Source organism: Roseibium sp. SCP15, assembly GCF_040329435.1.
Lineage (GTDB): Bacteria > Pseudomonadota > Alphaproteobacteria > Rhizobiales > Stappiaceae > Roseibium.
In genome coordinates this window covers 564903-588393 of record NZ_JBDZYI010000002.1, presented here as the reverse complement: position 1 = coordinate 588393, position 23491 = coordinate 564903, and the positions used below count along the sequence as shown (strand labels likewise).

The following is a 23491-nucleotide window of genomic DNA, read 5'->3' as shown; positions in this document are numbered from 1 at the left end:
ATGGTCGCGCTTTGCCGGTCAGCTGAGACGTCATGGTTTCTTCCCGGAATACTCGTCGTGATATTCGGAAATGACCTTACGGGCAAAGGCACCAATCTCGGCATACTCGGCTTCCGTGAGGTTGGCCAGGGAAACGCGCGCTGATGCGTCGACCACTTCGAAGCCCTTGCCAGGCAGGAGCACGACGCTTGTTTCTTCCGCAAGCCGGAATAGAAAATCGTAGCCTTTCTTGTTGGCGACAAACCAGTCCGCAAATTCGTCTCCGTAGAGCCGGTCACTCAGATGCTGAAGGTTGATCAGCGTATAATAGTTGACGTCATTCGTTTCCCGATGCGGCTTCACACCCATATTCAGTTCGAGCGTGTTGAACCGTCTGCGGATCAGACCTTTGGCGGCATTCTTGTAGCGGTCGTCATGATCGAGGAGACCTGACATGGCAAACAGCATTATCTGGATCTGCTGGGGGGTTGAGGAACCGGCTGTATGGTTGAGGGCGACAGCGCGGCTGTCGGCCACCAGCCGGTCGATGAACCTGATGTCCCGCGGTGTGGTGGTCAGCGACGAATATCGCTTGTCCAGGCCTTTCTTGGCATTCTCCGGCAGGGCCGCTAGAGCGTCATCGAAGACGTTGTCTTCATGCAGGGCGATGACGCCAAGCCGCCAACCTGTCGCGCCGAAATATTTGGAGAAGGAGTAGACGCACAAGGTGTTGCGCGGGCACTTGGCGAAAAGCGAAACAAAATCGTCCGCAAACGTTCCATAAACATCGTCGGTTACGACAAACAGGTCAGGACGTTTTTCGTTGATGAATTTCGCGACACGGTCGAGATCTTCCGGAGAAAGTTTCGCCGAAGGCGGGTTGCTCGGATTGACGATGCAGAAAACCTTGATCGCCGGGTCTTCAAGTTTCGCCAATTCCGCGTCACTGAACTGCCAGTCGGTACCTTCCTCCATGCGGATGTCGACGACGGGCATGTCGTATTCCGGCAGTGGCGGGATTTCCAGATAGGGAGAGAAGATGGGCGTGCCGAGCGCAACCTTGTCTCCCTCCTTCACCAGACCGTTGAACTTCAGGGTCTGGAAAATATAGGTCATGGCCGCCGTGCCACCTTCGGTGGCGAAGATGGAAAAAGGCCCGTTTGGTGGCTCGTTGCCGAACATTTCCTTGCGCAGATATGCCCAGACAATCTTTTCCGAGTTCACCAGCATGCGGGGTGGGACAGGATAGTTGCAGCCTAGGAACCCCTGAACCATCTCGTGAATGAGATCATGCCGGTGAACACCCAGATGGTTCTTGGCGTAGGAGAGGGTCGCTTTTAAGAATGTGGTGCCTTCGCGGTCTTCGTGACGGTGCAGAAAGTCCTCGAAACGAAGCAGCATGCCATCTTTTTCAGGCAAACCGCCAAAACCGCTGTCGAGATAGGAGTAGGACCGCTCTGCCTCTTCGACGGCGAAATCGCCGAGCCTCAGAAACGCGCGCCGGGGCTGGGTTGCCAGGAAGTTGGGATTGCCGCGTCCGGCATTCAGCATCAGACGATCAGCCGAGGAGGATGCGATTTCAATGAGTTTGTCTTTCAATTCAAACGGGCTCAGATCTTCAAAATCCGAATAATCAGTCTTGCTCATTTGAGATCTCCTAAAAAATCATTGTGCCGGATTGGTTGAAACGAGGCCGACAATCAGAGGGCCCCACAAGGTAAGCAACACGTTTGCCACCGCGTATGTCACTGTGAAGGTGACGACTGGTGTGGCGTTGCCAGCCTTGCCCAGAAGCGCGGCGAAAGCTGGATTTGCACTCCTGCCACCAGCCACGCAGGCAAGGGCTTCGATCGGGTTTTGGATACGCAGGACGTAATAGGAAAAGTAGAACCCGATCACCTGCGGAATGAGTGTCACGCCAATACCGAACAGGAACAGGCTTAGACCTTGCTCCTGAAGGGTGGTGAGTACCTGAGGACCGGCGCTGATTCCGACGACACCAACAAAGACGGCAAGGCCGAAATCGCGAAGGAAGTTGACCGCACCCGTCGGCAACGCGGCATATCTGGGATGTGTGCTGCGCAGCCAGCCGAAGAGCAGTCCGGAAAGCAGGCAACCTCCACCGCTGCCAACCGTGACGGGAACGCCACCGATCTTGAACTCGATCAGCCCAAGCAGCAGACCGAGCGTCATTCCGATCCCGAAGAAGATGAAGTCCGTCACGGCTGCAGCGCTTATTGGATAACCGATTGCTTTTTGAACCTGGTTCAGATCGTGCGGGCTGCCCGTCAGCTGCAGCTCATCGCCCTTGTGGATCTCGAGATCCGGCAAAAGCGGCAGGTTGCGTCCCATGCGGCGGACACCCGTGACGAAGACGTCACGCAAGGCATTCGACTTCGTGTGGTCGTGGATGCCCTGCAACTTGTTGCCGGCATAGTCGGGATTGGTAAGAACGATGTCTCGGTTTTCGAGGACTAGCCGGTAGCCGGTTGGTGCCTGAGTTTCGGTGCCCCAACTGTTTGGTTGGACTTCCAGTGCGTTGACCAATCCCGTAAGCGCAACAACATCCCCGGCCTTAAGAACATCGCTACCGTTCAGATCGACTTCCTGACCGGATCGCAGAATGGCCTCGACGGCAAGATTGTCAAAAGCCGTATCCAGTTTCGCGATTGCCTGTCCGATCCACTCACTGTCCGCCTTCAATTCGAAAAAACGGGTGTCGATCCGTTGTGCTGCATTGAATTGACCCGGTTCCAGTGCCGTCGAGCCGCCGGACATTTTTTCGGCGAGCTTAATGGCTTCCTTGCGAATGTCCCATCGCATGATTGTTGGAAAGAACCAGGTGACCATGATGATCGGGCCAATGGAGCCGAAGATGTAACAGACCGCGTAACCAACTGCGATGTTGGTTTCCATCACTGACTTCAGATCGCTGGAAACACTCAGCTTTTGAATGGTCTCTCCGGCAGTTCCGATGATCGCGGATTGGGTGAGGCCACCGGCAGCCAGACCGGCCGCGGTGCCGCGGTCAAGGTCAAAACCCCATGCAAATGCCAGGACCGTCAGCAGTCCGAGTACGCACATGACGCCTGCCGACAGCAACTGGTTCAGGGACTTGAGGGAAAGCGCTTGAAAGAATTGCGGTCCGCCCTGATAACCGACCGCGTAGATGAACAGGGCGAAGAAGACGTCCTTGACTGCGGTATCGATGGTGACACCGACCTGGCCGAGAATGACCCCGACAATCAGCGTGCCGGCGATGCCGCCGAGCACGAAATTTCCGATTTTCAGTTTGCCCGCAAAATAACCTAAAGCAACAGCAACAAAGAGAAACACCAGCGCCGATTGCGACGCCAGCCATTGAAGAAATTCCATTCGTGCCCTCCCAGACCTCGTGCAAGAGACGGTTCAGTCAATGGTCGGGAGCAACTATTGCGCTAATTTTACGCTGCGGCAAGCTCTGGCGGCGAAAGAGACGATATCTCAGAAGTTTAGCATTCGACGATGTTCACTGCGAGGCCACCCTTCGAGGTCTCCTTGTATTGTTCCATCATGTCCATACCGGTTTGGCGCATGGTCTCGATGCAGCCATCCAGGGGGACGAAATGCGAGCCGTCGCCACGAAGAGCCAGGGACGCGGCGGTCACCGCCTTGACCGCACCGAGAGCGTTGCGCTCGATGCACGGGACCTGAACCAGTCCTGCAATCGGGTCGCAGGTCATGCCAAGGTGATGTTCCAGGGCGATTTCCGCAGCATTTTCGATCTGTGCATTGGTGCCGCCAAGCGCGGCGCAAAGACCTGCGGCGGCCATCGCCGATGCGGACCCGACTTCACCCTGACAGCCGACTTCCGCGCCTGAGATGGAGGCATTGGCCTTGATGATGCCGCCGACGGCTGCGGCGGTGAGCAGAAACGTTCTGATGCCGGTCTGATCCGCACCGGGGCAATGGTCAAGATAGTACCGGGTAACGGCCGGGATGACGCCCGCCGCCCCATTGGTGGGAGCCGTAACAACGCGCCCGCCAGCAGCATTTTCCTCATTCACCGCCATGGCGTAGACGCCAAGCCAGTCGACAACCGTGTGTTCGAACAACGGATTGCTGCGCCCTTCGCGGATCAGTTTCTGGTAAATTTCGGCGGCACGCCGTTTTACCTTGAGACCGCCCGGAAGAATGCCCGTCTGCGAGATGCCGCGGTTGATGCAGGAATCCATGGCGGACCAAAGGGTATCGATGCCGGCTTCAACCTCGTCCTGAGGCTTTGCGCAGCATTCGTTGCAAAGCTTCATTTCGGCAATGGAAAGCTCCGCTTCCTCACCCATCTCCAGCATCTGTTTTGCCGATGCGAAAGGGTAGGGGACTTGCTGGATCGCAAGTTCGTTGACGGGTTCGTTTGTCGTTTTGCGCAGCTCGGCTTCGCTGACCACGAAACCGCCGCCGATCGAGTAGTAGACAAAGGTGTCGATGACAGCGCCTGCTGAATCCAGAAGATGGAAGGTCATGCCATTGGCGTGAAGCGGCAGAGCCGGTCCATAGTCGAAAATGACATCCATGTCCGGATCGAACTGGAGTTCCGGCAGGCCGGGTATCTTGAGCCTTCCGGATTGCCGCAAATCGTCGAGCATCGGTTCGACACGGTCCGGGTCGAGCGTATCCGGTTTTGCACCGAGCAGACCCAGACAGACAGCCTTGTCTGTTGCGTGGCCCTTGCCGGTGAATGCAAGCGAGCCATGCAATGTGACCGTCAGGCGTGTGGCCTGCTTTTCCGCTCCGGCGAGACCGCGCAACCGGTCCAGATATCGGTGAACGGCCACCATGGGGCCGACTGTATGGGAGCTGGAAGGGCCGATGCCGATTTTGAAGATATCGAAGACGCTGATGAACATCTGATCTGGACCGCTTGTCTCAACTGTACCGGCGTCATTGCCGCTAGCCGATCAAGCTACCGGTTTGCGTATCGCGTTCCGGCGCTCAAACGAGCAATTTTGTGTCATTTGCGACATGCCGGGATCGATGCGGTCCCTTTCGAAACTTCCGCTTGTATCGCCAGGAGCAACCTGGAAGAGGTTGTTTGACGCGGAGCCCTTTGATAGCGTGCGGCCTCCTTTCAGAATTCCCTATCCGGCGTAAGAGTTTCCAATGACCGTGCAGCATCCGTCCGACCTGAATGATGTCCTGGCCGCAAAGAAGGCAGCGTTTCAGATACCCGAGGGCGTCATTTATCTGGATGGCAACTCGCTCGGCGTTTTGCCTGCCCATGTTCCGGATCGCATTGCCGAGGTCGTCAGGCACGAGTGGGGGACCAGTCTCATCCGGGCGTGGAACACGCACAGCTGGATCGACCTGCCGGGGCGGACCGGAGATCGGATCGGCCGTTTGATCGGTGCCCCTGCCGGAACGGTCGTCGCTTGCGACAGCACTTCTGTCAATGTCTTCAAGGTTCTTTCGGCAGCGCTTTCCCTGCGCCCGGATCGCAAGGTCATTCTGTCCGACAATGGCAACTTCCCGACCGATCTTTATGTCGCCTCGGGTCTCAAGGAGCTTCTGGGACGGGGGCACGAGTTGAAGGTCGTTGCGCCGGAGGAGGTCGAAGACGCGATTGATGATCAGGTCGCGGTGATGATGCTGACCCAGGTCGACTATCGGACCGGGCGCGTTCACAACATGGCGGAGCTGACCCGCAAGGCGCATGAGGCAGGCGCTCTGGCAATCTGGGATCTTGCCCATTCCGCCGGTGCCATCGAGGTAGACCTTGCAGGGGCAAAGGCCGATTTTGCAGTGGGTTGCGGCTACAAATACCTGAATGGCGGGCCGGGAGCGCCAGCCTTCCTTTATGTCGCCGAAGCGCATCAGGACAAGGTGACCTCACCTCTGACCGGATGGATGGGGCACGAGGCACCTTTCGCCTTCGACCTGGATTATCGTCCGGTTCACGGCGTCAACAGAATGACGGTGGGAACGCCGGCAATCCTCGCCTTGTCCAGCCTGCATGCAGCACTCGACGTCTTTGAGGATGTCGACATGGCCGACATTCGCCGGAAGTCGATTTCGCTGAGTGAACTGTTCATTTCGGAAGTCGAGGCAAAATGCCCGCAATTGACGCTGGCAAGCCCCCGCGATCCGAACCAGCGTGGCAGCCAGGTTTCGTTCCGGTTTGAGGAAGGATACGCGGCGATGCAGGCACTGATCGCACGAGGCGTGATCGGGGATTTCCGCGCTCCAGACGTGATGCGCTTCGGCTTTACGCCGCTTTACCTGTCGCATCAGGACATCGTGGATGCGGTTGCGATACTCGCTGACATTCTTGAAACGGAAAGTTGGAACCGTCCGGAGTTCAAGACCCGGGCAAAGGTCACATAGCGGCGATTTCCACTTGCGTCTTCAGCATAGAGAGGAATCGTTCCTCGGAAACCGGCTTCGAATAGAGGTAGCCCTGGTATTGGTTGCAGCCATTCTGTGAGAGCCAGGACCGTTGCTCGATAGTCTCAACGCCTTCGGCGATCACATCAGCACCAAGAGCCTTGGCCAGAGACAGGATCAGCTTGACGATTTCTCCGCCCGAGGTGATGTCTTCCATGAACATCCGATCGATCTTGATGCCATCGATCGGGTAGTTGTGCAGATAGGCGAGATTGGAATATCCGGTTCCGAAATCGTCAATGACGATCCGGTATCCGGTTTCCTTCAACAATGACAAGGTTTCCCTGGCATTGGGAATGTCCCCAAGCAGAACGGTTTCTGTGATTTCAAGGGAAATCTTGCTGGGATCGCATCCCGTCTCCTGCGGCAGCGAGCGCATGAGCGGCACGAACTGCGGATCGGAAAGTTGCCTCGGCGAAACGTTGAGCGACAACGAGACATCAAGCTTCTGCCGCTGCAGGCGTGCCTGCATATGGGCCACCTGCAGGCTGACCCACGAACCGATGTCGTTTATCAGCCCCGTTTCCTCGGCAATCGGAACAAACTGGTCCGGTCGAACGAGACCGCGCTCGGGGTGCTGCCACCTGATCAGGGCTTCGGCGGAGACGACCCGGTCGTTTCCCGTGAACGCGATGGGTTGGAAGTGGAGAACGAACTCGTATTCCCGGATGGCCTGCTCAAGATCCTTTCTGATCGCAAGGTGCTCCTCGCGCAGCTGTTTCATCCGGTCGTGATAGCGAACGCACTTGTTCTTGGTATTGGATTTGGCCCGGTAGAGTGCCAGGTCGGCATGCCGCATCAGCTGGTCGATCCTGATGCCGTCTTCCGGGTAATGCGCGTAGCCGATGCTAAGCCCGACATATTTCGATTTGCCATCAATGATCTGGGGCGTTGAAAAGGCCTGCAGGAGGGATTGGCCGAACCAGTCCGGACTCGCAGAGCCTTCCTTTTCAAGATGACAGATCAGGAATTCGTCGCCGCCCAGACGTGCGACCACATCGCCTGAACCCGACAGATCCTTCAGCTTGGCGGCAACCAGTTGAAGCAGCAGGTCGCCGGCTGCGTGACCAAGGGAATCGTTGACCAGTTTGAAATCGTCCAGGTCAACAAGATAGAGCGTTGCCGTCTGCCCCCTGTCGAGCGCAGCCTTCATGATCTGGGTAAGACGTTCCTTCAGATAGGTCCGGTTCGACAGTCCGGTCAGCGTGTCGTGGCTGGCAAGGTACTGGGCGCGCTCCTTGGTTTCATGAAGCTCGGTAACGTCGATTTCGCTGACCAGATAGGCCGGCTGTCCGGTCGCCGCGTCGTGGCAGGTGCTGACAGTCAGTTCATGCCAGCGTTTGCCGGAATTTGTCATGACACTGGCGACGAGTTTCGAAGATCGCTCGATTTCGACCTGATCAAGCAGTTTCCGTCCGATCTTCGGATCGGTGAACTGTTCGGTAAAGCGGGTCTCGTGAGAAAGGCAGGCCGCGCGTGCCGCCGTGTTGCGGTAAAGCGGTTTGCCGTCTTTTGAAAACAGGGAAATCATCACGGTCGTGTGCAGGAGTGCTTCCGCGCTGCGGAGCGTTTCGGGTTGCTGTTCGTGGTGCTCGTGAGCCTCGCACAACAGTGCCATGCGACCGTCGTTGAGCCGGATGCCGCTCATCATGATCTGCAGAACTTTCGGCTTTCCTTTTGGATAAAGCGTCCAGATCTCCGAAAAACTTACATCCTGTTTGCAAAAGTCCTGCCGGTACTGATGTAGTCGCTTTGCAACGGAAGGCGACATGTCGGCGGACAGATCGCGCGACTGAAGCTCTTGCAATGATGGAGCATCCATAATTTCGAGCGTCTTTCTGTTGGCCCACAGAAACCGCTGGTGATCGAAGTCGAATATCCAGACTGCGGTGTCCAGGCGATCATAAACGGACGCGACGAGTTTCAGGTCCACCATGCTTTCGGCAATGCCCACGCACAACAGATCCTCATCCACCTCGAATTCGCTTGATATATGGGGACTATCCGACAGTTTTTTCTCCAAAAATGTCTAGAGATTGAAGTGTGAATGAAAATAGCGGCGCACAAGCGCGGTTACGCAGAAGTTCTTTCCGGTTAATACCTGCAATTTTATCCATGAACTTGGTATTTTCAACAAAGTCCTTAAAAGTTCCCTGAATGTGTCTTGATTAGTTTTCTTTCCTGTTGAGATGTTGGGGGTATCTTTATGTTTTATTGTAAAAAATACTTATGGTTATCGCGCGAATAGAGACGGTTCCGTTCGGCTTTGCTTTTGCTGTCCGGTCGTGATTTGCTTGCTGACAAGTCCGGTTTTCAGGGGCAGACGGAATGACATCCATAATCGATATTACGCCTCCGGTTCGTGCCGGCATCGCCGTCTATCCGGGCGACGCACCGTACAAAACCGCCAGAACTTGCGAGATTTCCGATGACTGTCCTGTCAATGTCGGCGAGTTCTCGATGTCCTGTCATTGCGGAGCACATGCTGATGCACCCTTGCACTATGACAAGAACGGAGCGTCCATTGATCAGCTTGACCTGGCCGACTTTGTCGGCCCGGCCAGGGTGATTGATGCGCGCGGACCGGAAGGGATGTGCTCACCCAAAGATCTGGAGGCTTTCTTGAACGACTGCCCACCGCGGGTTCTGCTTCGGCTGGAAGAGGAGATTGACCCTGTCGTCTGGCCTGCAGGCTACAGGGCGGTGTCGCCCGAGGCGATGTCGTTTCTGGCGGATCGCGGCGTCAAACTTGTGGGGGTAGATGTACCGTCTGTGGATCGTGAAAACTCCGAAAAACTACCTAGTCATGAGATTGCCCGTTCCCGGGATCTCCGAATTCTGGAAAATCTTGCCCTTTCTGCGGTGGAACCCGGTGATTATGAGTTGATTGCGCTGCCAATGAAGTTAGAAGGGCTAGATGCTGCGCCGGTTCGGGCCATTTTGCGTCCGTTCTGACAAACCTGGCAAACGGGAAAGCTGCGGCCAACGAAATAAGAAAGACCGCTGTGGGGAGCGGCAAGGAGCTAGAATGCTGGAGCTTGATCAGCTCGTTATGGATTTTAGCGGGTTCAGAGCGGTGAATGGCTGCTCGTTCCGCGTCGAAGAAAACAGTATCACCGGGTTGATTGGGCCCAACGGGGCTGGAAAAACCACATTATTCAACTTGATTGCCGGGGCATTACATCCAACCAGCGGCAAAATCCGGTTCATGGGCGAAGACGTCACCAGTCTCGCCAGTCACCAGCTGTTTCACAAAGGCCTGGTGCGAACATTCCAGATCCCTCACGAATTTCACAAGCTGACAGCTCTTGAAAACCTGATGATGGTGCCGCCGTCCCAGCCTGGTGAAAGTCTTTTTGCCAACTGGTTCGCCTGGAGCAAGGTCAAGTCCGCTGAAAAGGATGTCGAGAGGCGCGCCTACGAGACGCTTGAGTTTCTGGAACTCACTCACGTCGCACACGAGCGGGCAGGCAACCTTTCCGGCGGCCAGAAGAAGCTTCTGGAACTTGGCCGGACGATGATGACCGATGCCAAGCTCGTTTTGCTTGACGAACCGGCGGCGGGCGTCAACCGGACGCTGCTGCGCAAGCTGGAAACCAAGATCGAGATCCTGAACAAGGAACGCGGCTACACGTTCATTCTGATCGAACACGATATGGAAATGATCGAAAAGCTGTGCGATCCGGTCGTTTGCATGGCGGAAGGTAAAGTGTTGATCGAAGGCGATTTCCAGACGGTTCGCTCCAATCCGCAGGTGCTCGAAGCCTATCTCGGTGAAACCACGGGAGATGCGGCATGAGTGCTCTTCTGTCCATGGACAATCTCACTGGCGGTTATGGCGAAGCTGACATCCTTCAGGATGTCTCCATGCATGTGGATCAGGACGAGATCGTCGTGATTGTCGGCCCGAACGGAGCCGGCAAGTCCACCGCAATGAAGTCCGTCTTCGGTCTCTTGACCATCCGCGGCGGCAAGATGCTGTTTGACGGCGATGATATCACCGGCTGGGCACCGAACCGCATCGTTCAGCGCGGCATCTGCTATGTGCCGCAGGTCGACAATATCTTCCGGGAAATGTCGATCCAGGAGAACCTGGAAATGGGCGGGTTTCTCAAGAAGGGCGACCTTTCTGCCGCTTATGACCGGATCTACACGCTGTTTCCTGATCTGAAGGAGCGGCGCAAGACGATGGCTGGCAGCCTATCCGGCGGACAACGCCAGATGGTCGCCATGGGGCGGGCGCTGATGCTCGATCCCAAGCTGCTGCTGCTGGACGAGCCGACTGCCGGCCTGTCGCCGAAATACATGGAACAGATCTTCCAGATCTGCCGGGATGTCCGCGATACCGGTGTTGCAATCCTTCTTGTGGAGCAGCACGCCAAGCAGGCACTTGCCTTTGCCGACAGGGGCTACGTGCTTGCTGCCGGCAAGAACCGTCATGAAGGCACCGGGGCCGAACTTCTGGCCGACCGTGAAGTCGCCGAAATGTTTCTGGGGGGCTGATCGGTATGGATTTCCTCGATCTCATAAATTTCTACGTCGTGCCGGGCATTGTGCTCGGCTCCATTTACGCCTTCGGCGCCGTCGGCATCACCTTGATCTTCGCGATCCTGAGATATGCCCATCTGGCCCATGGCGATCTGGCGACACTCGGTGCGTTCATAGCGCTGGCCGTTGTCACGAGCCTGGGTTTTTCACCGCTCATAGCTTTGCCGATCGCAATCATCGCAACCGCGGCAGTGGCGGTCGGCATCGACAAGGTCTTCTACAATCACTTGCGTGAGCGACCCAAGATTGTCACGGTGATGGCGTCACTGGGTATCGCCCTGATGGTCCGCGCCGTTGTCCAGGTGGTCTGGGGTGTGGACACACAGACCTATTCGCGCGGCATTGTCCGCCCGGAAGACTATTTCGGTATTCGTATCCGCGATCGTGAACTCTATACGATCTTCGCCATGGTCATTCTGGTCGGCGGTCTTCAGCTGTTCCTCACCAGGTCCAAATGGGGCAAGGCCATGCGCGCCATGTCCGACAATCCGAACCTGGCGCTGCTCTCCGGCATCGATAACAAGAAGGTTGTCATGCTGACCTGGATCATTGCCGGCGGCCTTTGCGCGGCCTCCGGATTCTTCCTCGGTTACAATACCGAGCTGAAGTCCATGATGGGTTGGCACATGCTGTTGCCGATGTTCGCCGCGGCGATCCTGGGTGGCGTCGGCCGTGTCGAAGGCGCCGTGCTCGGGGGTCTGATCGTTGGTGTCGCCGAGGAACTTTCGGTCCTTGTGCTCCCGAGCGAGTACAAGGCTGCCATGGCCTTTGCCATTCTGCTGTTCATGCTGCTTGTGCGCCCGACCGGGCTGCTCAAGGGCAAGGTTCTTTAAGGGGAGAGCAAGATGGAACTCCTTGGTCTCGTCAACTACGCCCTCTTCATGGCGATCTTCATCGGCATCTATGCGCTGCTGGCGCTGGGGCTCAACATTCAATGGGGCTTCGCCGGCCTCTTCAACGCAGGTATTGCAGGCTTTTTCGCGGTGGGTGCCTATACCTCCGCCATCCTGTCATCACCAGCCGTGGAAGGACGTATCGGCGGTTTCGAGCTTCATTTCGTCATCGGCTGGATCGGCGCAATGCTGGCGGCAGCTCTCGTCGCCTGGCCAATCGGCAAGATCTGTCTGCGTTTCCGGTCCGACTATCTGGCTATCGCATCCATTGGCATTGCCGAAATCATCCGCCTGGTGATCAAGTCGGAACCGGCGCTCACCAATGCGGCCCGCGGCATCTCGCGAATTCCGCGTCCGGCCGGTGACCTCGGCTACATGGAATCACAGATCGCCTATCTGATCATCGTGCTTGCGGTGCTCATTGCTGCCTACGTTCTGGTCGAGCGCCAGTTCAATGCGCCATGGGGCCGGATGATGCGGGCGATCCGCGACAATGAAAACGCCGCAAACGCAATGGGCAAGGACGTCGAGTTCCGTCGCCTGGAGGCGTTCATTTTCGGCTCTGCCCTGATGGGCCTGAGCGGCGCGCTGTTTGCTCACTTCAACCGTTCGATCACGCCTGAAGCCATCGATCCGATGGTGGCAACGTTCCTTGTCTGGATCATGCTCATTCTGGGTGGGTCCGGAAACAACCGTGGCGCGATCTTGGGCGCGGCGGTCGTCTGGATCATTTGGTCCGTTTCAGAGATTGCAACTGACCGGCTTCCGCATGAATATGCGGTTCAGGCAAAATACATCCGCTTGTTCCTTATCGGCCTGATGTTGCAGCTTGTTCTGCGGTTCAGGCCCGAGGGACTTCTCCCCGAACCTCTTCGGGGAGACCAGCGGCAGACAAAATCCGGTGCGGACCACTAAAAGGCCCGTTCCCCGGGGCCCTCACTTAACCTATGAGTGTGGGAGCCGAAAATCCAAAAGACCCGGCAAAGACCGGATAATTGAGGAGGTACTTTGATGAAAACCAAATTGTTTGCGCTTGCTGCCGGTTTGATGACTGCGACTGCACTGGCATCCGTTCCGGCCAAGGCTGACGTCAAGATCGGTCTGCTCGGTGGTGTCTCCGGCCCGATCGCAGCAATGGCACCTGCCATGATCGACGCTGCTCAGCTGGCTGTTCAGCAGGTCAACGAGCAAGGTGGTATCGGCGCGGGTGAGAACCTGGTCGGCGTTGTGGGCGACAGTGCCTGTAACCCGCAAGGCGGCACCGATGCGGCAACCAAGGCCGTGAACATCGAAGGTGTTGTTGGCGTTGTTGGCCCGCATTGCTCCGGCGCTGTTCTGGCCGCAGCCGGTTCCGTGACCATCCCGGCAGGCATCACGCTGATCACGCCGTCCGGCACGTCCCCGGAAATCTCCAACCTGGAAGACAAGGGCACCGTGTTCCGCACCGTTCCCTCTGATGACTACCAGGGCCGCGCGCTGGCTCGTACCATGAAGGACCAGGGCTACGGCAAGGTTGCGGTCGCTTACCTCAACAACGACTACGGCACCGGTCTGGCGAATGCGTTCAAGGCTGAGTATGTCGATGAGCTCGGTGGTGAAATCACCCAGTTCGCAGCGCATGAAGAAGGCAAGGCTTCCTACCGTTCGAACCTGGCTGAGCTGGCCAAGGGCGGCGCCGACACGCTGGTCATCTTCGACTATGGCGATGGCACCGGCCTCACCATCCTGCGTCAGGCTCTGGAAAATGGCTTCTTCGAAAAATTCGTTGGCGGTGACGGCATGAAGTCCGACGCGGTGATCAACGAACTTGGTGCTGAAAACCTCAGCGGCTTCGTTGCGTCTTCTCCGGTTGGTGCGAAATCCGAATCCCTCACCCTGTTCAACGATGCCTTCAAAGGCGTTGGCGGTGACCCGGATGCGATCTTCGCCAACACTTCCTATGACGCTGCCTTCCTGCTGGCGCTGGCCGTAGAAAAGGCAGGTGGCAAGAAGGAAGACGTTGCAGCTGCCATGATGGAAGTCTCCAACGGCGACGGTGAGCCGATCCGTCCGGGCGAGTGGAAGAAGGCGAAAGAGCTGATCGCAGCCGGCACCGCCATCGACTACAAGGGCGCGGCAGGTGAGCATAACTTCGACGCCAAAGGCGACGTACCGGGCACCTACGCCCTGTTCGAAGTCGGCTCCGACGGCTTTGAAGTCATCACCGAAATGAAGTAATCTTCTTCTTCTCAAGAAGAAGTTTCCACGGAAACCGGCGGTTCGAAAGGGCCGCCGGTTTTTTGTGCTCGTTGAACGAGTGATCGTCATTCCGGGCCAGTGAGGCGAGAGCCGAACGCCGACCCGGAACCTGTGCCCGGCCCGAACGGGTATCCAGATGAAATTCGCGCTGAAAGCGCGGCCGCCTCTCATGAAAGAGGGCGTTCGCTGTGCTCACGCTGACATCTGGATCCCGGATCAACGTGCAGCCTGGCTGCCCTTGTCCGGAATGACGGCAAGGGGCGAGAACTCAACAAAAACCTGGATTGTGAAACCTGCCTAACCCAAGATTCGAACCCGATCCATCAATCGGCGAGTAGCAGGTTTTCTATGCTGGTAGGCGGCAATTCGATGCGTTTCACCAGCGCTCTGCCCAGCCATTTTTACCGCCAGCGTCTCGGTTTCTTCTGGCAGAGCAAAAACCGAAAGGTATCCCTCTGTGTCGCCGCGTGGCGGCCAGACGAGATTTCCGACGGTGGCGCCTTGTTCTGCAATTGCGGTGCCGTCCGGAAGCGCAAGGGCGATACAGGTCACAAAGCGGGCAGGGCTCGACACAATGTTTCTTTCCGAGAGCATTTTTCCGATACGTTCAATCGCAAGATTGTAGTCGCCGTTCGGTCCTGCCCAATCGATCGCTGCAGCGCCAGGCAGATCATCAAGAGCCGAAATGCAGAAACCGCTGTCATCGCTTATTGACGGATGGCCGCTTTGATACGCGACCGCTCTTGCCTTGATCAGGGCGTTTTCAAGAACCGTTGACCCGGTCTCCGCAGGGCTTCCCAAATCTAAATCCTTCGCAGTCTTGATTTCCACTGGTGTATTTTGCAGCGCTTCTCTGAGTGCTGCGATCTTGTTGGCATTGTGTGTAGCCAAGACCAGGGACGTGCCAATTGACAACTTTGCAGAAAAGACATCGCTCGGAATGGCGTTGGAAGTTGGCATAAAAACCCCTGACTGGAAACGGTGTATCTTCTGACACTTGAATACTGTGAAAGAATTACCGGAAGTTGGCAGTCGTGATATTGCGTTAAAGATTGGTGGTGGTGGACAATTTCTCTGTCTCGCAATCTGAAACCCTGTATAAGCCCGCCCATGCGTGATCTGGATGTTCTAATTCTCGGCGGCGGGGCTGCCGGTTTGATGTGTGCGATTGAGGCGGGAAAGCGCGGTCGCAGTGTGCTGGTCATCGACCATGCCAAACGGCCCGCGGACAAGATCCGCATTTCCGGCGGCGGACGCTGCAACTTCACCAATCTTCACTGCTCGCCAGCAAACTTCCTGTCGCAGAACCCGCGCTTTTGCGTTTCCGCGTTGAAGCGCTACACGCAGCAGGACTTTTTGAAGCTGGTGGAGGCTCATCGCATTCCCTGGCATGAGAAGACACTTGGTCAGCTCTTTTGCGACGAAAGTGCCAAGGACATCATCCAGATGCTGCTGGGTGAACTCGAGGCCGCTGGCGGAACGTTGCAGCTGGAAACCGAGATCAAAGCTGTCAGCAAACCGGACGATCGTTTTTCCGTGGCAACGTCGAAAGGATCGTTGCGGGCAAAGTCACTGGTTGTGGCAACCGGTGGACCGTCGATCCCGAAAATGGGGGCGACCGGATTTGCCTATGAGCTGGCAAAGCAATTCGATCTGAGCCTTGTCACACCGCGCGCTGCTCTTGTGCCGCTGACATTCTCAGATGCTAACAAGGAATTATGCAGCTCGCTTTCCGGTGTCTCGGTCGATGCCAAGGTGTCGTTCCAGAAAACGACCTTTCGGGAGGGCTTGCTGTTCACACACCGCGGTCTGTCCGGGCCGTCGATCCTGCAGATTTCCTCGTACTGGCAGGAAGGCAAACCGATATCGGTCAATCTGGCACCTGAAGCGGATGTCTTCGAAACCTTGCGCTCAGCCCGGCAGGAAACGCCGAAACAGGATCTGAAGACAGCGCTTGGTCAATTGCTGCCAAATCGGCTCGCGGAAGCGTTGTCCCAGGCCTTCAAGCTGAAAGGGCGGCTGGCCGATCAATCGGACAAGGTGCTGCGCCGGGCAGCCGAACAGCTCAACCGCTGGCAATTGACACCGGTCGGCACGGAAGGCTACCGGACAGCGGAAGTGACGCTTGGCGGTGTCGACACCAGGGAGCTGTCTTCCAAGACCATGGAGGCAAGCAGGGTCCCGGGCCTTTATTTCATCGGTGAAGCCGTGGATGTGACCGGCCATCTCGGCGGCTTCAACTTCCAGTGGGCCTGGTCTTCCGGACATGCCGCAGGACAGGTCGTCTAGTCAGCTCGTCGCTTAGGCGGTTTATTTTTATGCGCTGCAACATTTTTTGATGACCGCACCTCATACGTGGCTATACTGCTCCCGATCCGGCCGCAACAAGAGCCGGCCTTGACGGGGGAGCGCATGCGGCGTGTGACGATCCATGACGTGGCTGAAGCAGCCGGTGTCAGTCTGGCGACGGTCGACAGAGTGATGAATGGACGCCCGGGCGTGCGCAAGGTCACCATCGAAAAGGTGAAAAAAGCCGCCGAGACCCTGAATTACAAGCCGGACGTGTTTGCTGCGGGACTGGCCAAGAAACGCGTCTATCGCCTGCACTTCCTCATTCCCAACGGGCCGAACGCCTTCATGGAGGATTTGACCCGGGAAGCGATGTCACATGCCCAGACCATGAGCGGTGATCGCATGCATGTGCATGTGGAACCCATTGATGCATTTGACGGTCACAGGGTGGCAGGAACGTTGGCAATCCTGGATCGCTCGGTTTGCGACGGTGTGGCGGTGGTCGCGCCAGCGTTTCCGGAAGTGCGGGCAGCGATAGACCGGCTGCAGGATCGTGGCGTACCGGTCGTCACGCTGGTTTCAGACCATCCATCCTCCGCCCGTCAGCATTTCGTCGGCATCGACAATGTGGCTGCCGGGCGAACCGCCGGCCGTCTTCTTGGGCGTTTCCTGCCAAGGCATAAAGCCAAGATCGGGCTCATTGCAGGTTCGCTTGGCCTTCGGGATCACGCTGATCGCTTTGCCGGCTGCCGCGAAGTGATCGAGCGGGACTTTCCGCATCTTGAGCTCTTGAAGGTTCGTGAAGGCAGGGATGACAACGCCCGCAATTCGGATCTGGTCAAAAAGCTCCTGACCGATCACCCCGATCTGGCGGGACTTTACAATATTGGCGCTGGTAACAGGGGCACGATTGCGGCGCTGACCGGCTCCAGGCGGGCAGGCGACATTGTCTTTGTCGGTCATGAACTGACGCCGTATACCCGTGAGGCGCTGACTGCGAACGTTCTGGACGCCGTGATCGCGCAGGATCCCGGTCATGAGGTCCGCAGTGCAATCCGTGTTCTCAAGGCACTTTGCGACGGCGCTCCGATTATCGATGATCAGGAACGAATCGGTATCGACGTTTTTCTGAAGGATAACCTGCCGGAACTCGCGGCCATCGGTGGACCCAGGGAATAGACGACACCCTAGGAAATTGGTGCCACGGAGATGCTGCCATTCTGCTTGGGCTGTGAAACTGGACGCCTCGGTGAGCCTGAGAAGCCAGATTTTGTACCGAACGGGCCGAAATTCGACAAGTGAGCCGAAAAGTCGCGTCCCACATTCAAATTTTAGATTGACCTTTGCGACAGCGCACCGCATATCTAGTGCATGCGCTTGACACAACAGACAAACTATGCGGTTCGCGCGCTTATGTATTGCGCTGTGAACCCGGACAAACCGAGCAAGGTTGCGGAAATCGCTGCCAGCTTCGAGATGTCCGAAACGCACCTGTTCAAGATCATGAAGGTTCTGGTCGACGCTGATCTGATCAAGACCATTCGTGGCCGTAACGGTGGCGTCATGCTCGCGCGGCCTGCGGAAGATATTTCTGTGGGTCAGGTGGTGCGGGCTGCTGAAGAAAGTTTCCTTCTGGCCGAATGCTTTGATTCCGGCCGTAAGGACTGCCCGCTGATCATGTCCTGCGGCTTCAATGGCATCTTGCATGAAGCGCTGGAAGCGTTCATGGACGTGCTCGACACCAAGTCGATCGCGGATCTTTCCGAAGACCGGTTCGGAATGCGCGATCTGTTGAAGATTGACGCGACTGAAACGCCGATTGCAGCGAACGCTTAATATCCGGATCTTCGATAGAGTTTGAAAGGCGTCACCATTTGGTCGGCGCCTTTTTCTTTGCCCGGATTCTGAAATCCGGTTGGGCGCACTTTTCTGATTAAAGGCCGGGCTGGCTTGCCGCTGAGGGAGAGGAGAGGGCGGTTGGCTTGCCTGGCATTTGTTACCTCCGGTTTCCCGGAGGCCCTGTCTAATTCAAAACCAGAGGACGCGATTTCCAGTTCTGTTTCGATCAGGCATTGCCTTGATAGGAAAACTTGAGTATGAGTGTCAAGTATAAAGTTGAGTAAGAAACTCACCTTTTAATTGTTCTTAACTGGACGCTCCCATTTGCCCTTTCCACGGGAGCGCAAAACTGAAGGCCAGGGACCGATTGCGCGTATGACACTCACCGCCAACAGCCAAAAGCGCCGCCTTTCCATCGCACCTGCAGGACGTGTTCGTCAGGCGTTTGCCAGCAAGCCGAAGGACCAGAAAACCGAATTTGATTCTCGTGAGCTCTTTTCCGGCCTGCGTCAGATCCAGATTCTCCACAACGAGGAGACCTACCGTCTGTCGATTACCAAACAGGGCAAACTGATTCTGACGAAATAGACTTGCAGAAGATTTTTTGATTTTGCGTATGAAAACAAAAAGGGCAGGTGATCAACCCGCCCTTTGAAGATGCTCCCGAGAAGGCAGCACTCAGGCTGCAAAGATGGCCACAGGCTTTCCAACACCGCGTAGGGCGTGATCGCCCATCGCATTGAGATTAGTCTGCAGGTCGCCCGAAAGGGCCTCTCTCACGGGTGCCGTCAAGAGCAGTTCACGTCCAAGAGGCTTGCACAGTGACTCCACCCGGCTCGTTTCGTTCACAGCCCGGCCGATAACCGTAAAGTCCAGACGCTCCTCTCCGCCCACATTTCCGAAGAATACTTCGCCGCGATGGAGGCCGATTCCGATCTTGAGCGGTTGCCAGAATGTCGGATCCGGCAGGCCGTCAGGTGGCGTGTCATTCAGCGCATCTATTGCCGCAAGAGCGGCTTTGGACGCATTCACGGCAGCATTTGCAGCAGCCGTTTCTCCAAGAGCCTGCTGATCGAAAACTGCCAGAACGCCATCTCCCATGAATTTCAGGATATCGCCACCATGATCCAGAACGGCGGAAGAAACGCGATCAAAATAGGCATTCAGGATTGCAGTGACTTCCGGTCCGCTCAGGCGGTCGGCAAGTTGTGTAAATCCCCGCATGTCGGACATGAAAACCACCGCCTTGATGGCTTCGCCGTCGCCACGTTTGATTTCGCCGTCCAGAACGCGTTGACCGGCGATCGGGCCGAGATAGGTATCTGCCACGGTCCGCGCGATCCGCTGAACGATGTGACGTTCGACGTGTAACGCGAGCAGATCGATCAGGGATCGGATCCGGTCCTTGTCGACGGTTGGAAAGCCGCCCGGACGCCTTGTCGCAAAGGTCATGGCATTGCGCATCTCACCGGACGCACTCAGAGGCATTGCGGCATAGGCCGTGTAACCCTGCTCTGCGAGCTCTGCCATCAAGGGTGCGGAATTTCTGCCTTCCTCGCTTTCAAGGTTGGCCTTGATGGTCTCGCCTTCCTTCATCACCCTGTAGAGCGGATTGCGGGTGAACGAAGCCTGGTTGAGTGCGTTGGCATCGGCGGCGATCTCGTCGCACAATTGATCCTGACTGTTCCAGACCCAGGAAAATCCGACCACTCGGGGGTGCAGCGTTCCGACATGCAATGTGCACCGGTCAATGCCAAGCTCCGCGGCCTTGCAACGCCACATGAACTCTTCAAACATCAGCATGACATTGTCGATACGCGTCGCGTCATGCAGCAGCCAGTCATGTACGTCTTCCAGGCTCTGGTCTGCCGGAGCACATGCCGGGCCTCGATTGGAGCGGGCGAGCAGGTAGATGTTGTTGACATAACTGCGCGGTGCAGGATCAAGCACGTGCCGGTTCATGCGATCTCCAGATAAAAGATGGACCTAACCCTAATCTGGTCGAACGGGCGCGAAGTTCAATCCGTTGGATTGGATTGACCAAAGAAAAAGGCAGGTCCCGGCCATTTGGCCGGCACCTGCCGTGATCAAACGGGAACGAAATCAGAATGCGGCTTCGACGCCGCCCATTTCCACGTAGACGCTCTTGATCTGACTGTAATACTCAATCGCCGCATGTCCGTTTTCACGGCCGATACCGGATTTCTTGTAGCCGCCGAAAGGCATCTCGATGGGTGTGAGATTATAGGTGTTGATCCAGCACGTACCCGCCTGCAGCTGGTCGATCACGCGATGCGCGCGCTGAATGTCCTTGGTGAAGACACCGGCAGCCAGACCGAATTCGGTATCATTGGCGCGGGCAACAACGTCGGCTTCATCATCAAAGTCGAGAACGCTCAGCACAGGGCCGAAAATTTCTTCACGCGCAATGCGCATGTTGTCGGTGACATCGGCGAACACCGTCGGCTGGACGAAGAAGCCATCGGGGAAGCTGTCGACCGTCGCCGAACCACCGCCGCAGACCAGGCGTGCGCCCTCGTCCTGGCCCACCTGCATGTAGTGGAGAACCTTGTCCAGCTGCTGTTTGGAGACCAGCGGACCTATGTTGGTCGTCTCGTCAAGCGGGTCGCCGAGCACGGCATTGGCAGTGCGTTCCGCCAGACGGGCGACAAACTGTTCCTTTATGTCCTTGTGAACGAACACCCGGGTTCCGTTCGAACAGATCTGACCGGTGGAATAGAAATTGGCGTTGATCGCTGCTGAAACCGCATTTTCGATATCGGCGTCTTCAAAGACGATCAGCGGAGACTTGCCACCGAGCTCAAGGGTCGTCTTTTTCAGGTGCTCCCCGGCAAGCGCTGCGACCTTGGCGCCGGTCGGAACCGAGCCGGTCAGGGAAATTTTGGCAATGTCCGGATGTGCGACCATCTTAGCGCCGACGTCACCAAATCCCTGGATGACATTGAAGACGCCGTCCGGAAGCCCGGCTTCCTTCAAGGCTTCTGCGAGTTTCAGCGCGCTCAGGGGAGTAACCTCTGAGGGTTTGAAGATCATCGCGTTTCCGCAGACAAGCGCCGGAGCGGCCTTCCAGCAGGCGATCTGGATCGGATAGTTCCAGGCGCCGATACCGAAGCAGATACCCAGCGGTTCGCGCTTGGTATAGGCGAAGGAGCCGCCCAACTCGATATGTTCGCCGGTGAGCGTTGCCGCCAGTCCGCCGAAATATTCAAGGCAGTCCGCACCGGAGGCCGCATCGGCAATCAGGGTTTCCTGCAGCGGTTTGCCCGTGTCCAGAGTTTCCAGAACGGACAGCTCGTGGTTTTTCTGGCGAAGGATCTCGGCCGTTCTGCGCAATAGGCGTCCGCGTTCGGCCGGCGCGGTGGCTGCCCAGATTTTTTGGCCTTCCTTCGCGGACTGGATTGCCGCGTCGATGATCGCATCGTCGGCGGCGTGAATCTGGGCGATGACCTCACCCGTTGCCGGATAGAGGGAGTCGAACGGCGTGCCGCTCTGGCTTTCCTGGTAAGATCCGCCGATGAAGTGCGAAGCTGTCGGTTGCGCGCGCATGTGAAGGGCTCCTGCGAGTCTCTTGGGCCGGTTGGTCCGGTGTTCTTTTAACGCTGACTGCTTTCCCAGTCAGGATTGATCCATGGTTCCTGATTGGAGGCCGGCAGCGGGTCTCTTCCGAGAATATGGTCGGAGGCTTTCTCTCCCACCATAATCGACGGTGCATTCAAATTGCCATTGGTGATCTGCGGAAAGATCGAGCTGTCGGCGACACGAAGGCCGTCGACGCCGATCACCCGGCATTCCGGGTCGACCACCGCCATCGGGTCGTCTTTTGCTCCCATCCGGCAGGTGCCGCAAGGGTGGTAGGCGCTCTCCACGTGTTCCCGAATGAAGCCGTTCAGGTCTTCATCGCTTTGCACGTGACTTCCTGGCTGAATTTCCTTGCCGCGATAGGGTGTGAACGCTTCCTGTCCGAAAATCTCTCTGGTCAAACGGATACAGGTCCGGAAGTCCTCCCAATCTTCTTCATGCGACATGTAGTTGAAGAGAATGGAGGGCTTTGCATGCGGGTCGTTCGAAGTCAGTTTGACATGGCCGCGGGACTTGGAGCGCATCGGCCCGACATGCGCCTGGAAACCATGCCCTTCAGCCGCTGCCTTGCCGTCGTAGCGCACGGCGAACGGCAGGAAGTGATACTGGATGTCCGGATACTTGATACCCGCCTTGGAGCGGATAAAGGCGCAGCTCTCAAACTGGTTCGACGCTCCGAGGCCCTGCTTGAAGAACAGCCACTGGGCGCCAATGACAGCCTTGGAAACCAGATTCCAGTGCTTGAACAATGTGATCGGCTGGGTGCAGGCCTGCTGCAGGTAGAGTTCCAGGTGATCCTGAAGATTGGCGCCGACACCGGGACGATCGGCAATGACCTCGATGCCGAACTCGTTCAGGTGATCCGCCGCGCCGATGCCGGACTGCATCAGGATCTTCGGCGAGTTGATGGATGACGCGGACAGGATGACTTCCCGCGCTGCCCTGGCTTCCCGGATTTCGCCACCGGTCTCGAATTCAACGCCGACAGCACGACTGTTTTCGATCAGCACCTTGCGGACGAGGGCTCCCTTGATCAGTTCGATGTTGCCGCGCTTCAGCGCCGGCTTCAGATATGCATTGGCGGCAGACCAGCGGCGGCCTCTATGGACCGTCATCTCCATGTCGCCGAAGCCTTCCTGGCGCTCACCGTTATAATCGGCGGTTATACCATAGCCCGCCTGTTCACCTGCATGCTTGAAGGCGTTGAAGAGCGGGTTCCATTTGGTGCCGCGCTGAACATGCAAAGGACCATCTGTGCCGCGCCAGCCGTTCTGTCCGCCATGGCTGTGTTCCTGACGCTTGTAGTAGGGAAGGACATGCCGGTAGCCCCAGCCGCTGGCTCCCATTTCTTCCCATGTGTCGAAGTCGCAGGCGTGTCCGCGCACATAGACCATGCCGTTGATGGAAGACGAACCGCCGATCACCTTGCCGCGCGGTGTGGCCAGCCGCCGGCCACCGAGATAGGGCTCCGGCTCACTCTCGAACCCCCAGTCGTAAAGGGGCATGTTCATCGGATAGGAGAGGGCTGCGGGCATCTGGATCAGCGGCCCGACATCCGTGCCGCCGAATTCCAGAACCAGGACCCGGTTTTTCGGATCCTCGGAAAGTCTGTAGGCGAGTGCGCAACCAGCGGATCCTGCGCCCACGATAATGAAGTCGAACTGGTCGGTCATGAATGCACT

At 57.1% G+C, this 23491-nt stretch carries 19 protein-coding genes; 11 read left to right on the top strand and 8 right to left on the bottom strand.

Annotation, left to right across the window (positions count from 1 at the left end; genetic code table 11):
* Positions 1-30: 30 nt before the first annotated feature.
* The 3 genes from ABLO27_RS10085 to ABLO27_RS10075 all read right to left on the bottom strand — a co-directional run bounded on the left by ABLO27_RS10085 (position 31) and on the right by ABLO27_RS10075 (position 4865).
* Positions 31-1626 (bottom strand): bifunctional aspartate transaminase/aspartate 4-decarboxylase, encoded by a 1596-nt coding sequence (locus tag ABLO27_RS10085; protein ID WP_353032537.1) that lies wholly within the window; start codon positions 1624-1626, stop codon positions 31-33.
* 18 nt (positions 1627-1644) lie between these two features.
* Positions 1645-3354 (bottom strand): aspartate-alanine antiporter, encoded by a 1710-nt coding sequence (gene aspT, locus ABLO27_RS10080; protein ID WP_353032535.1) that lies wholly within the window; start codon positions 3352-3354, stop codon positions 1645-1647.
* Positions 3355-3470: 116 nt separating this feature from the next.
* Entirely contained in the window at positions 3471-4865 is a 1395-nt protein-coding gene (locus tag ABLO27_RS10075; RefSeq protein ID WP_353032533.1) for an L-serine ammonia-lyase, read from the bottom strand.
* Positions 4866-5118: 253 nt separating this feature from the next.
* Here ABLO27_RS10075 and kynU point away from each other — a divergent pair, with 253 nt between their 5' ends.
* Positions 5119-6339: a kynureninase gene (kynU, locus tag ABLO27_RS10070; protein ID WP_353032531.1), complete on the top strand. Its 1221-nt coding sequence runs from the start codon at positions 5119-5121 to the stop codon at positions 6337-6339.
* Here the strand turns inward: kynU and ABLO27_RS10065 are convergent.
* A complete protein-coding gene (locus ABLO27_RS10065; protein ID WP_353032530.1) occupies positions 6332-8374 on the bottom strand; it encodes a putative bifunctional diguanylate cyclase/phosphodiesterase in 2043 nt (680 codons plus the stop codon). The genes kynU and ABLO27_RS10065 overlap by 8 nt on opposite strands.
* Positions 8375-8727: 353 nt before the next feature.
* On the opposite strand from ABLO27_RS10065, the gene kynB reads away from it, so the two are divergent.
* The 6 genes from kynB (at position 8728) to ABLO27_RS10035 (ending at position 14057) form a co-directional block, all read left to right on the top strand.
* Positions 8728-9354: an arylformamidase gene (gene kynB / locus ABLO27_RS10060; RefSeq protein ID WP_353032528.1), complete on the top strand. Its 627-nt coding sequence runs from the start codon at positions 8728-8730 to the stop codon at positions 9352-9354.
* A 73-nt stretch (positions 9355-9427) separates the two neighbouring features.
* Positions 9428-10198: an ABC transporter ATP-binding protein gene (locus tag ABLO27_RS10055; protein ID WP_353032527.1), complete on the top strand. Its 771-nt coding sequence runs from the start codon at positions 9428-9430 to the stop codon at positions 10196-10198.
* Positions 10195-10902, top strand: a complete 708-nt coding sequence (locus ABLO27_RS10050) for an ABC transporter ATP-binding protein (RefSeq protein ID WP_353032526.1) — start codon at positions 10195-10197, stop codon at positions 10900-10902. Before ABLO27_RS10055 ends, ABLO27_RS10050 begins: the two co-directional genes overlap by 4 nt.
* A gap of 5 nt (positions 10903-10907) precedes the next feature.
* The gene (locus ABLO27_RS10045) at positions 10908-11780 is read left to right on the top strand and encodes a branched-chain amino acid ABC transporter permease (protein ID WP_353032524.1); all 873 of its coding nucleotides are present in this window, start codon (positions 10908-10910) and stop codon (positions 11778-11780) included.
* A 12-nt stretch (positions 11781-11792) separates the two neighbouring features.
* Positions 11793-12755 carry a branched-chain amino acid ABC transporter permease gene (locus ABLO27_RS10040; RefSeq protein WP_353032523.1) on the top strand — a complete coding sequence of 321 codons (963 nt, stop codon included), beginning with the start codon at positions 11793-11795 and terminating at the stop codon, positions 12753-12755.
* A 96-nt stretch (positions 12756-12851) separates the two neighbouring features.
* A complete protein-coding gene (locus ABLO27_RS10035; protein ID WP_353032521.1) occupies positions 12852-14057 on the top strand; it encodes an ABC transporter substrate-binding protein in 1206 nt (401 codons plus the stop codon).
* Positions 14058-14375: 318 nt separating this feature from the next.
* Here ABLO27_RS10035 and ABLO27_RS10030 read toward each other — a convergent pair whose 3' ends face one another.
* Positions 14376-15038, bottom strand: a complete 663-nt coding sequence (locus tag ABLO27_RS10030; protein ID WP_353032520.1) for a non-canonical purine NTP pyrophosphatase — start codon at positions 15036-15038, stop codon at positions 14376-14378.
* A gap of 150 nt (positions 15039-15188) precedes the next feature.
* Here ABLO27_RS10030 and ABLO27_RS10025 point away from each other — a divergent pair, with 150 nt between their 5' ends.
* The 4 genes from ABLO27_RS10025 (at position 15189) to hemP (ending at position 18797) form a co-directional block, all read left to right on the top strand.
* Positions 15189-16367, top strand: a complete 1179-nt coding sequence (locus ABLO27_RS10025; protein WP_353032518.1) for an NAD(P)/FAD-dependent oxidoreductase — start codon at positions 15189-15191, stop codon at positions 16365-16367.
* A 123-nt stretch (positions 16368-16490) separates the two neighbouring features.
* Positions 16491-17549, top strand: coding sequence for a LacI family DNA-binding transcriptional regulator (locus tag ABLO27_RS10020; protein WP_353032516.1), 1059 nt, complete (start codon positions 16491-16493; stop codon positions 17547-17549).
* Positions 17550-17741: 192 nt separating this feature from the next.
* Positions 17742-18206 carry an iron-responsive transcriptional regulator RirA gene (gene rirA, locus ABLO27_RS10015; protein WP_353032514.1) on the top strand — a complete coding sequence of 155 codons (465 nt, stop codon included), beginning with the start codon at positions 17742-17744 and terminating at the stop codon, positions 18204-18206.
* Positions 18207-18584: 378 nt separating this feature from the next.
* Positions 18585-18797 (top strand): hemin uptake protein HemP, encoded by a 213-nt coding sequence (hemP, locus tag ABLO27_RS10010; protein ID WP_353032512.1) that lies wholly within the window; start codon positions 18585-18587, stop codon positions 18795-18797.
* 90 nt (positions 18798-18887) lie between these two features.
* On the opposite strand, the gene ABLO27_RS10005 is transcribed toward hemP, so the two are convergent.
* From ABLO27_RS10005 to betA, 3 genes are all read right to left on the bottom strand, one after another.
* Complete coding sequence (locus ABLO27_RS10005; RefSeq protein WP_353032510.1) at positions 18888-20171, bottom strand: adenylate/guanylate cyclase domain-containing protein; 1284 nt, start codon at positions 20169-20171, stop codon at positions 18888-18890.
* A gap of 141 nt (positions 20172-20312) precedes the next feature.
* Complete coding sequence (gene betB, locus ABLO27_RS10000) at positions 20313-21776, bottom strand: betaine-aldehyde dehydrogenase (protein WP_353032508.1); 1464 nt, start codon at positions 21774-21776, stop codon at positions 20313-20315.
* Between the two features lie 47 nt (positions 21777-21823).
* Positions 21824-23482 (bottom strand): choline dehydrogenase, encoded by a 1659-nt coding sequence (betA, locus tag ABLO27_RS09995; protein ID WP_353032506.1) that lies wholly within the window; start codon positions 23480-23482, stop codon positions 21824-21826.
* Positions 23483-23491: the final 9 nt, after the last annotated feature.

What these genes read in the sequence shown, in the direction of transcription:
- ABLO27_RS10075 (WP_353032533.1), bottom strand. Translation starts at nt 4,865, where the DNA reads ATGTTCATCAGCGTCTTCGATATCTTCAAAATCGGCATCGGCCCTTCC.
- hemP (WP_353032512.1), top strand. Translation starts at nt 18,585, where the DNA reads ATGACACTCACCGCCAACAGCCAAAAGCGCCGCCTTTCCATCGCACCT.
- betA (WP_353032506.1), bottom strand. Translation starts at nt 23,482, where the DNA reads ATGACCGACCAGTTCGACTTCATTATCGTGGGCGCAGGATCCGCTGGT.
- kynU (WP_353032531.1), top strand. Translation starts at nt 5,119, where the DNA reads ATGACCGTGCAGCATCCGTCCGACCTGAATGATGTCCTGGCCGCAAAG.
- ABLO27_RS10030 (WP_353032520.1), bottom strand. Translation starts at nt 15,038, where the DNA reads ATGCCAACTTCCAACGCCATTCCGAGCGATGTCTTTTCTGCAAAGTTG.
- betB (WP_353032508.1), bottom strand. Translation starts at nt 21,776, where the DNA reads ATGCGCGCGCAACCGACAGCTTCGCACTTCATCGGCGGATCTTACCAG.
- ABLO27_RS10040 (WP_353032523.1), top strand. Translation starts at nt 11,793, where the DNA reads ATGGAACTCCTTGGTCTCGTCAACTACGCCCTCTTCATGGCGATCTTC.
- ABLO27_RS10045 (WP_353032524.1), top strand. Translation starts at nt 10,908, where the DNA reads ATGGATTTCCTCGATCTCATAAATTTCTACGTCGTGCCGGGCATTGTG.
- rirA (WP_353032514.1), top strand. Translation starts at nt 17,742, where the DNA reads ATGCGCTTGACACAACAGACAAACTATGCGGTTCGCGCGCTTATGTAT.
- ABLO27_RS10055 (WP_353032527.1), top strand. Translation starts at nt 9,428, where the DNA reads ATGCTGGAGCTTGATCAGCTCGTTATGGATTTTAGCGGGTTCAGAGCG.
- aspT (WP_353032535.1), bottom strand. Translation starts at nt 3,354, where the DNA reads ATGGAATTTCTTCAATGGCTGGCGTCGCAATCGGCGCTGGTGTTTCTC.
- ABLO27_RS10005 (WP_353032510.1), bottom strand. Translation starts at nt 20,171, where the DNA reads ATGAACCGGCACGTGCTTGATCCTGCACCGCGCAGTTATGTCAACAAC.
- ABLO27_RS10025 (WP_353032518.1), top strand. Translation starts at nt 15,189, where the DNA reads ATGCGTGATCTGGATGTTCTAATTCTCGGCGGCGGGGCTGCCGGTTTG.
- ABLO27_RS10050 (WP_353032526.1), top strand. Translation starts at nt 10,195, where the DNA reads ATGAGTGCTCTTCTGTCCATGGACAATCTCACTGGCGGTTATGGCGAA.
- ABLO27_RS10035 (WP_353032521.1), top strand. Translation starts at nt 12,852, where the DNA reads ATGAAAACCAAATTGTTTGCGCTTGCTGCCGGTTTGATGACTGCGACT.
- kynB (WP_353032528.1), top strand. Translation starts at nt 8,728, where the DNA reads ATGACATCCATAATCGATATTACGCCTCCGGTTCGTGCCGGCATCGCC.
- ABLO27_RS10020 (WP_353032516.1), top strand. Translation starts at nt 16,491, where the DNA reads ATGCGGCGTGTGACGATCCATGACGTGGCTGAAGCAGCCGGTGTCAGT.
- ABLO27_RS10085 (WP_353032537.1), bottom strand. Translation starts at nt 1,626, where the DNA reads ATGAGCAAGACTGATTATTCGGATTTTGAAGATCTGAGCCCGTTTGAA.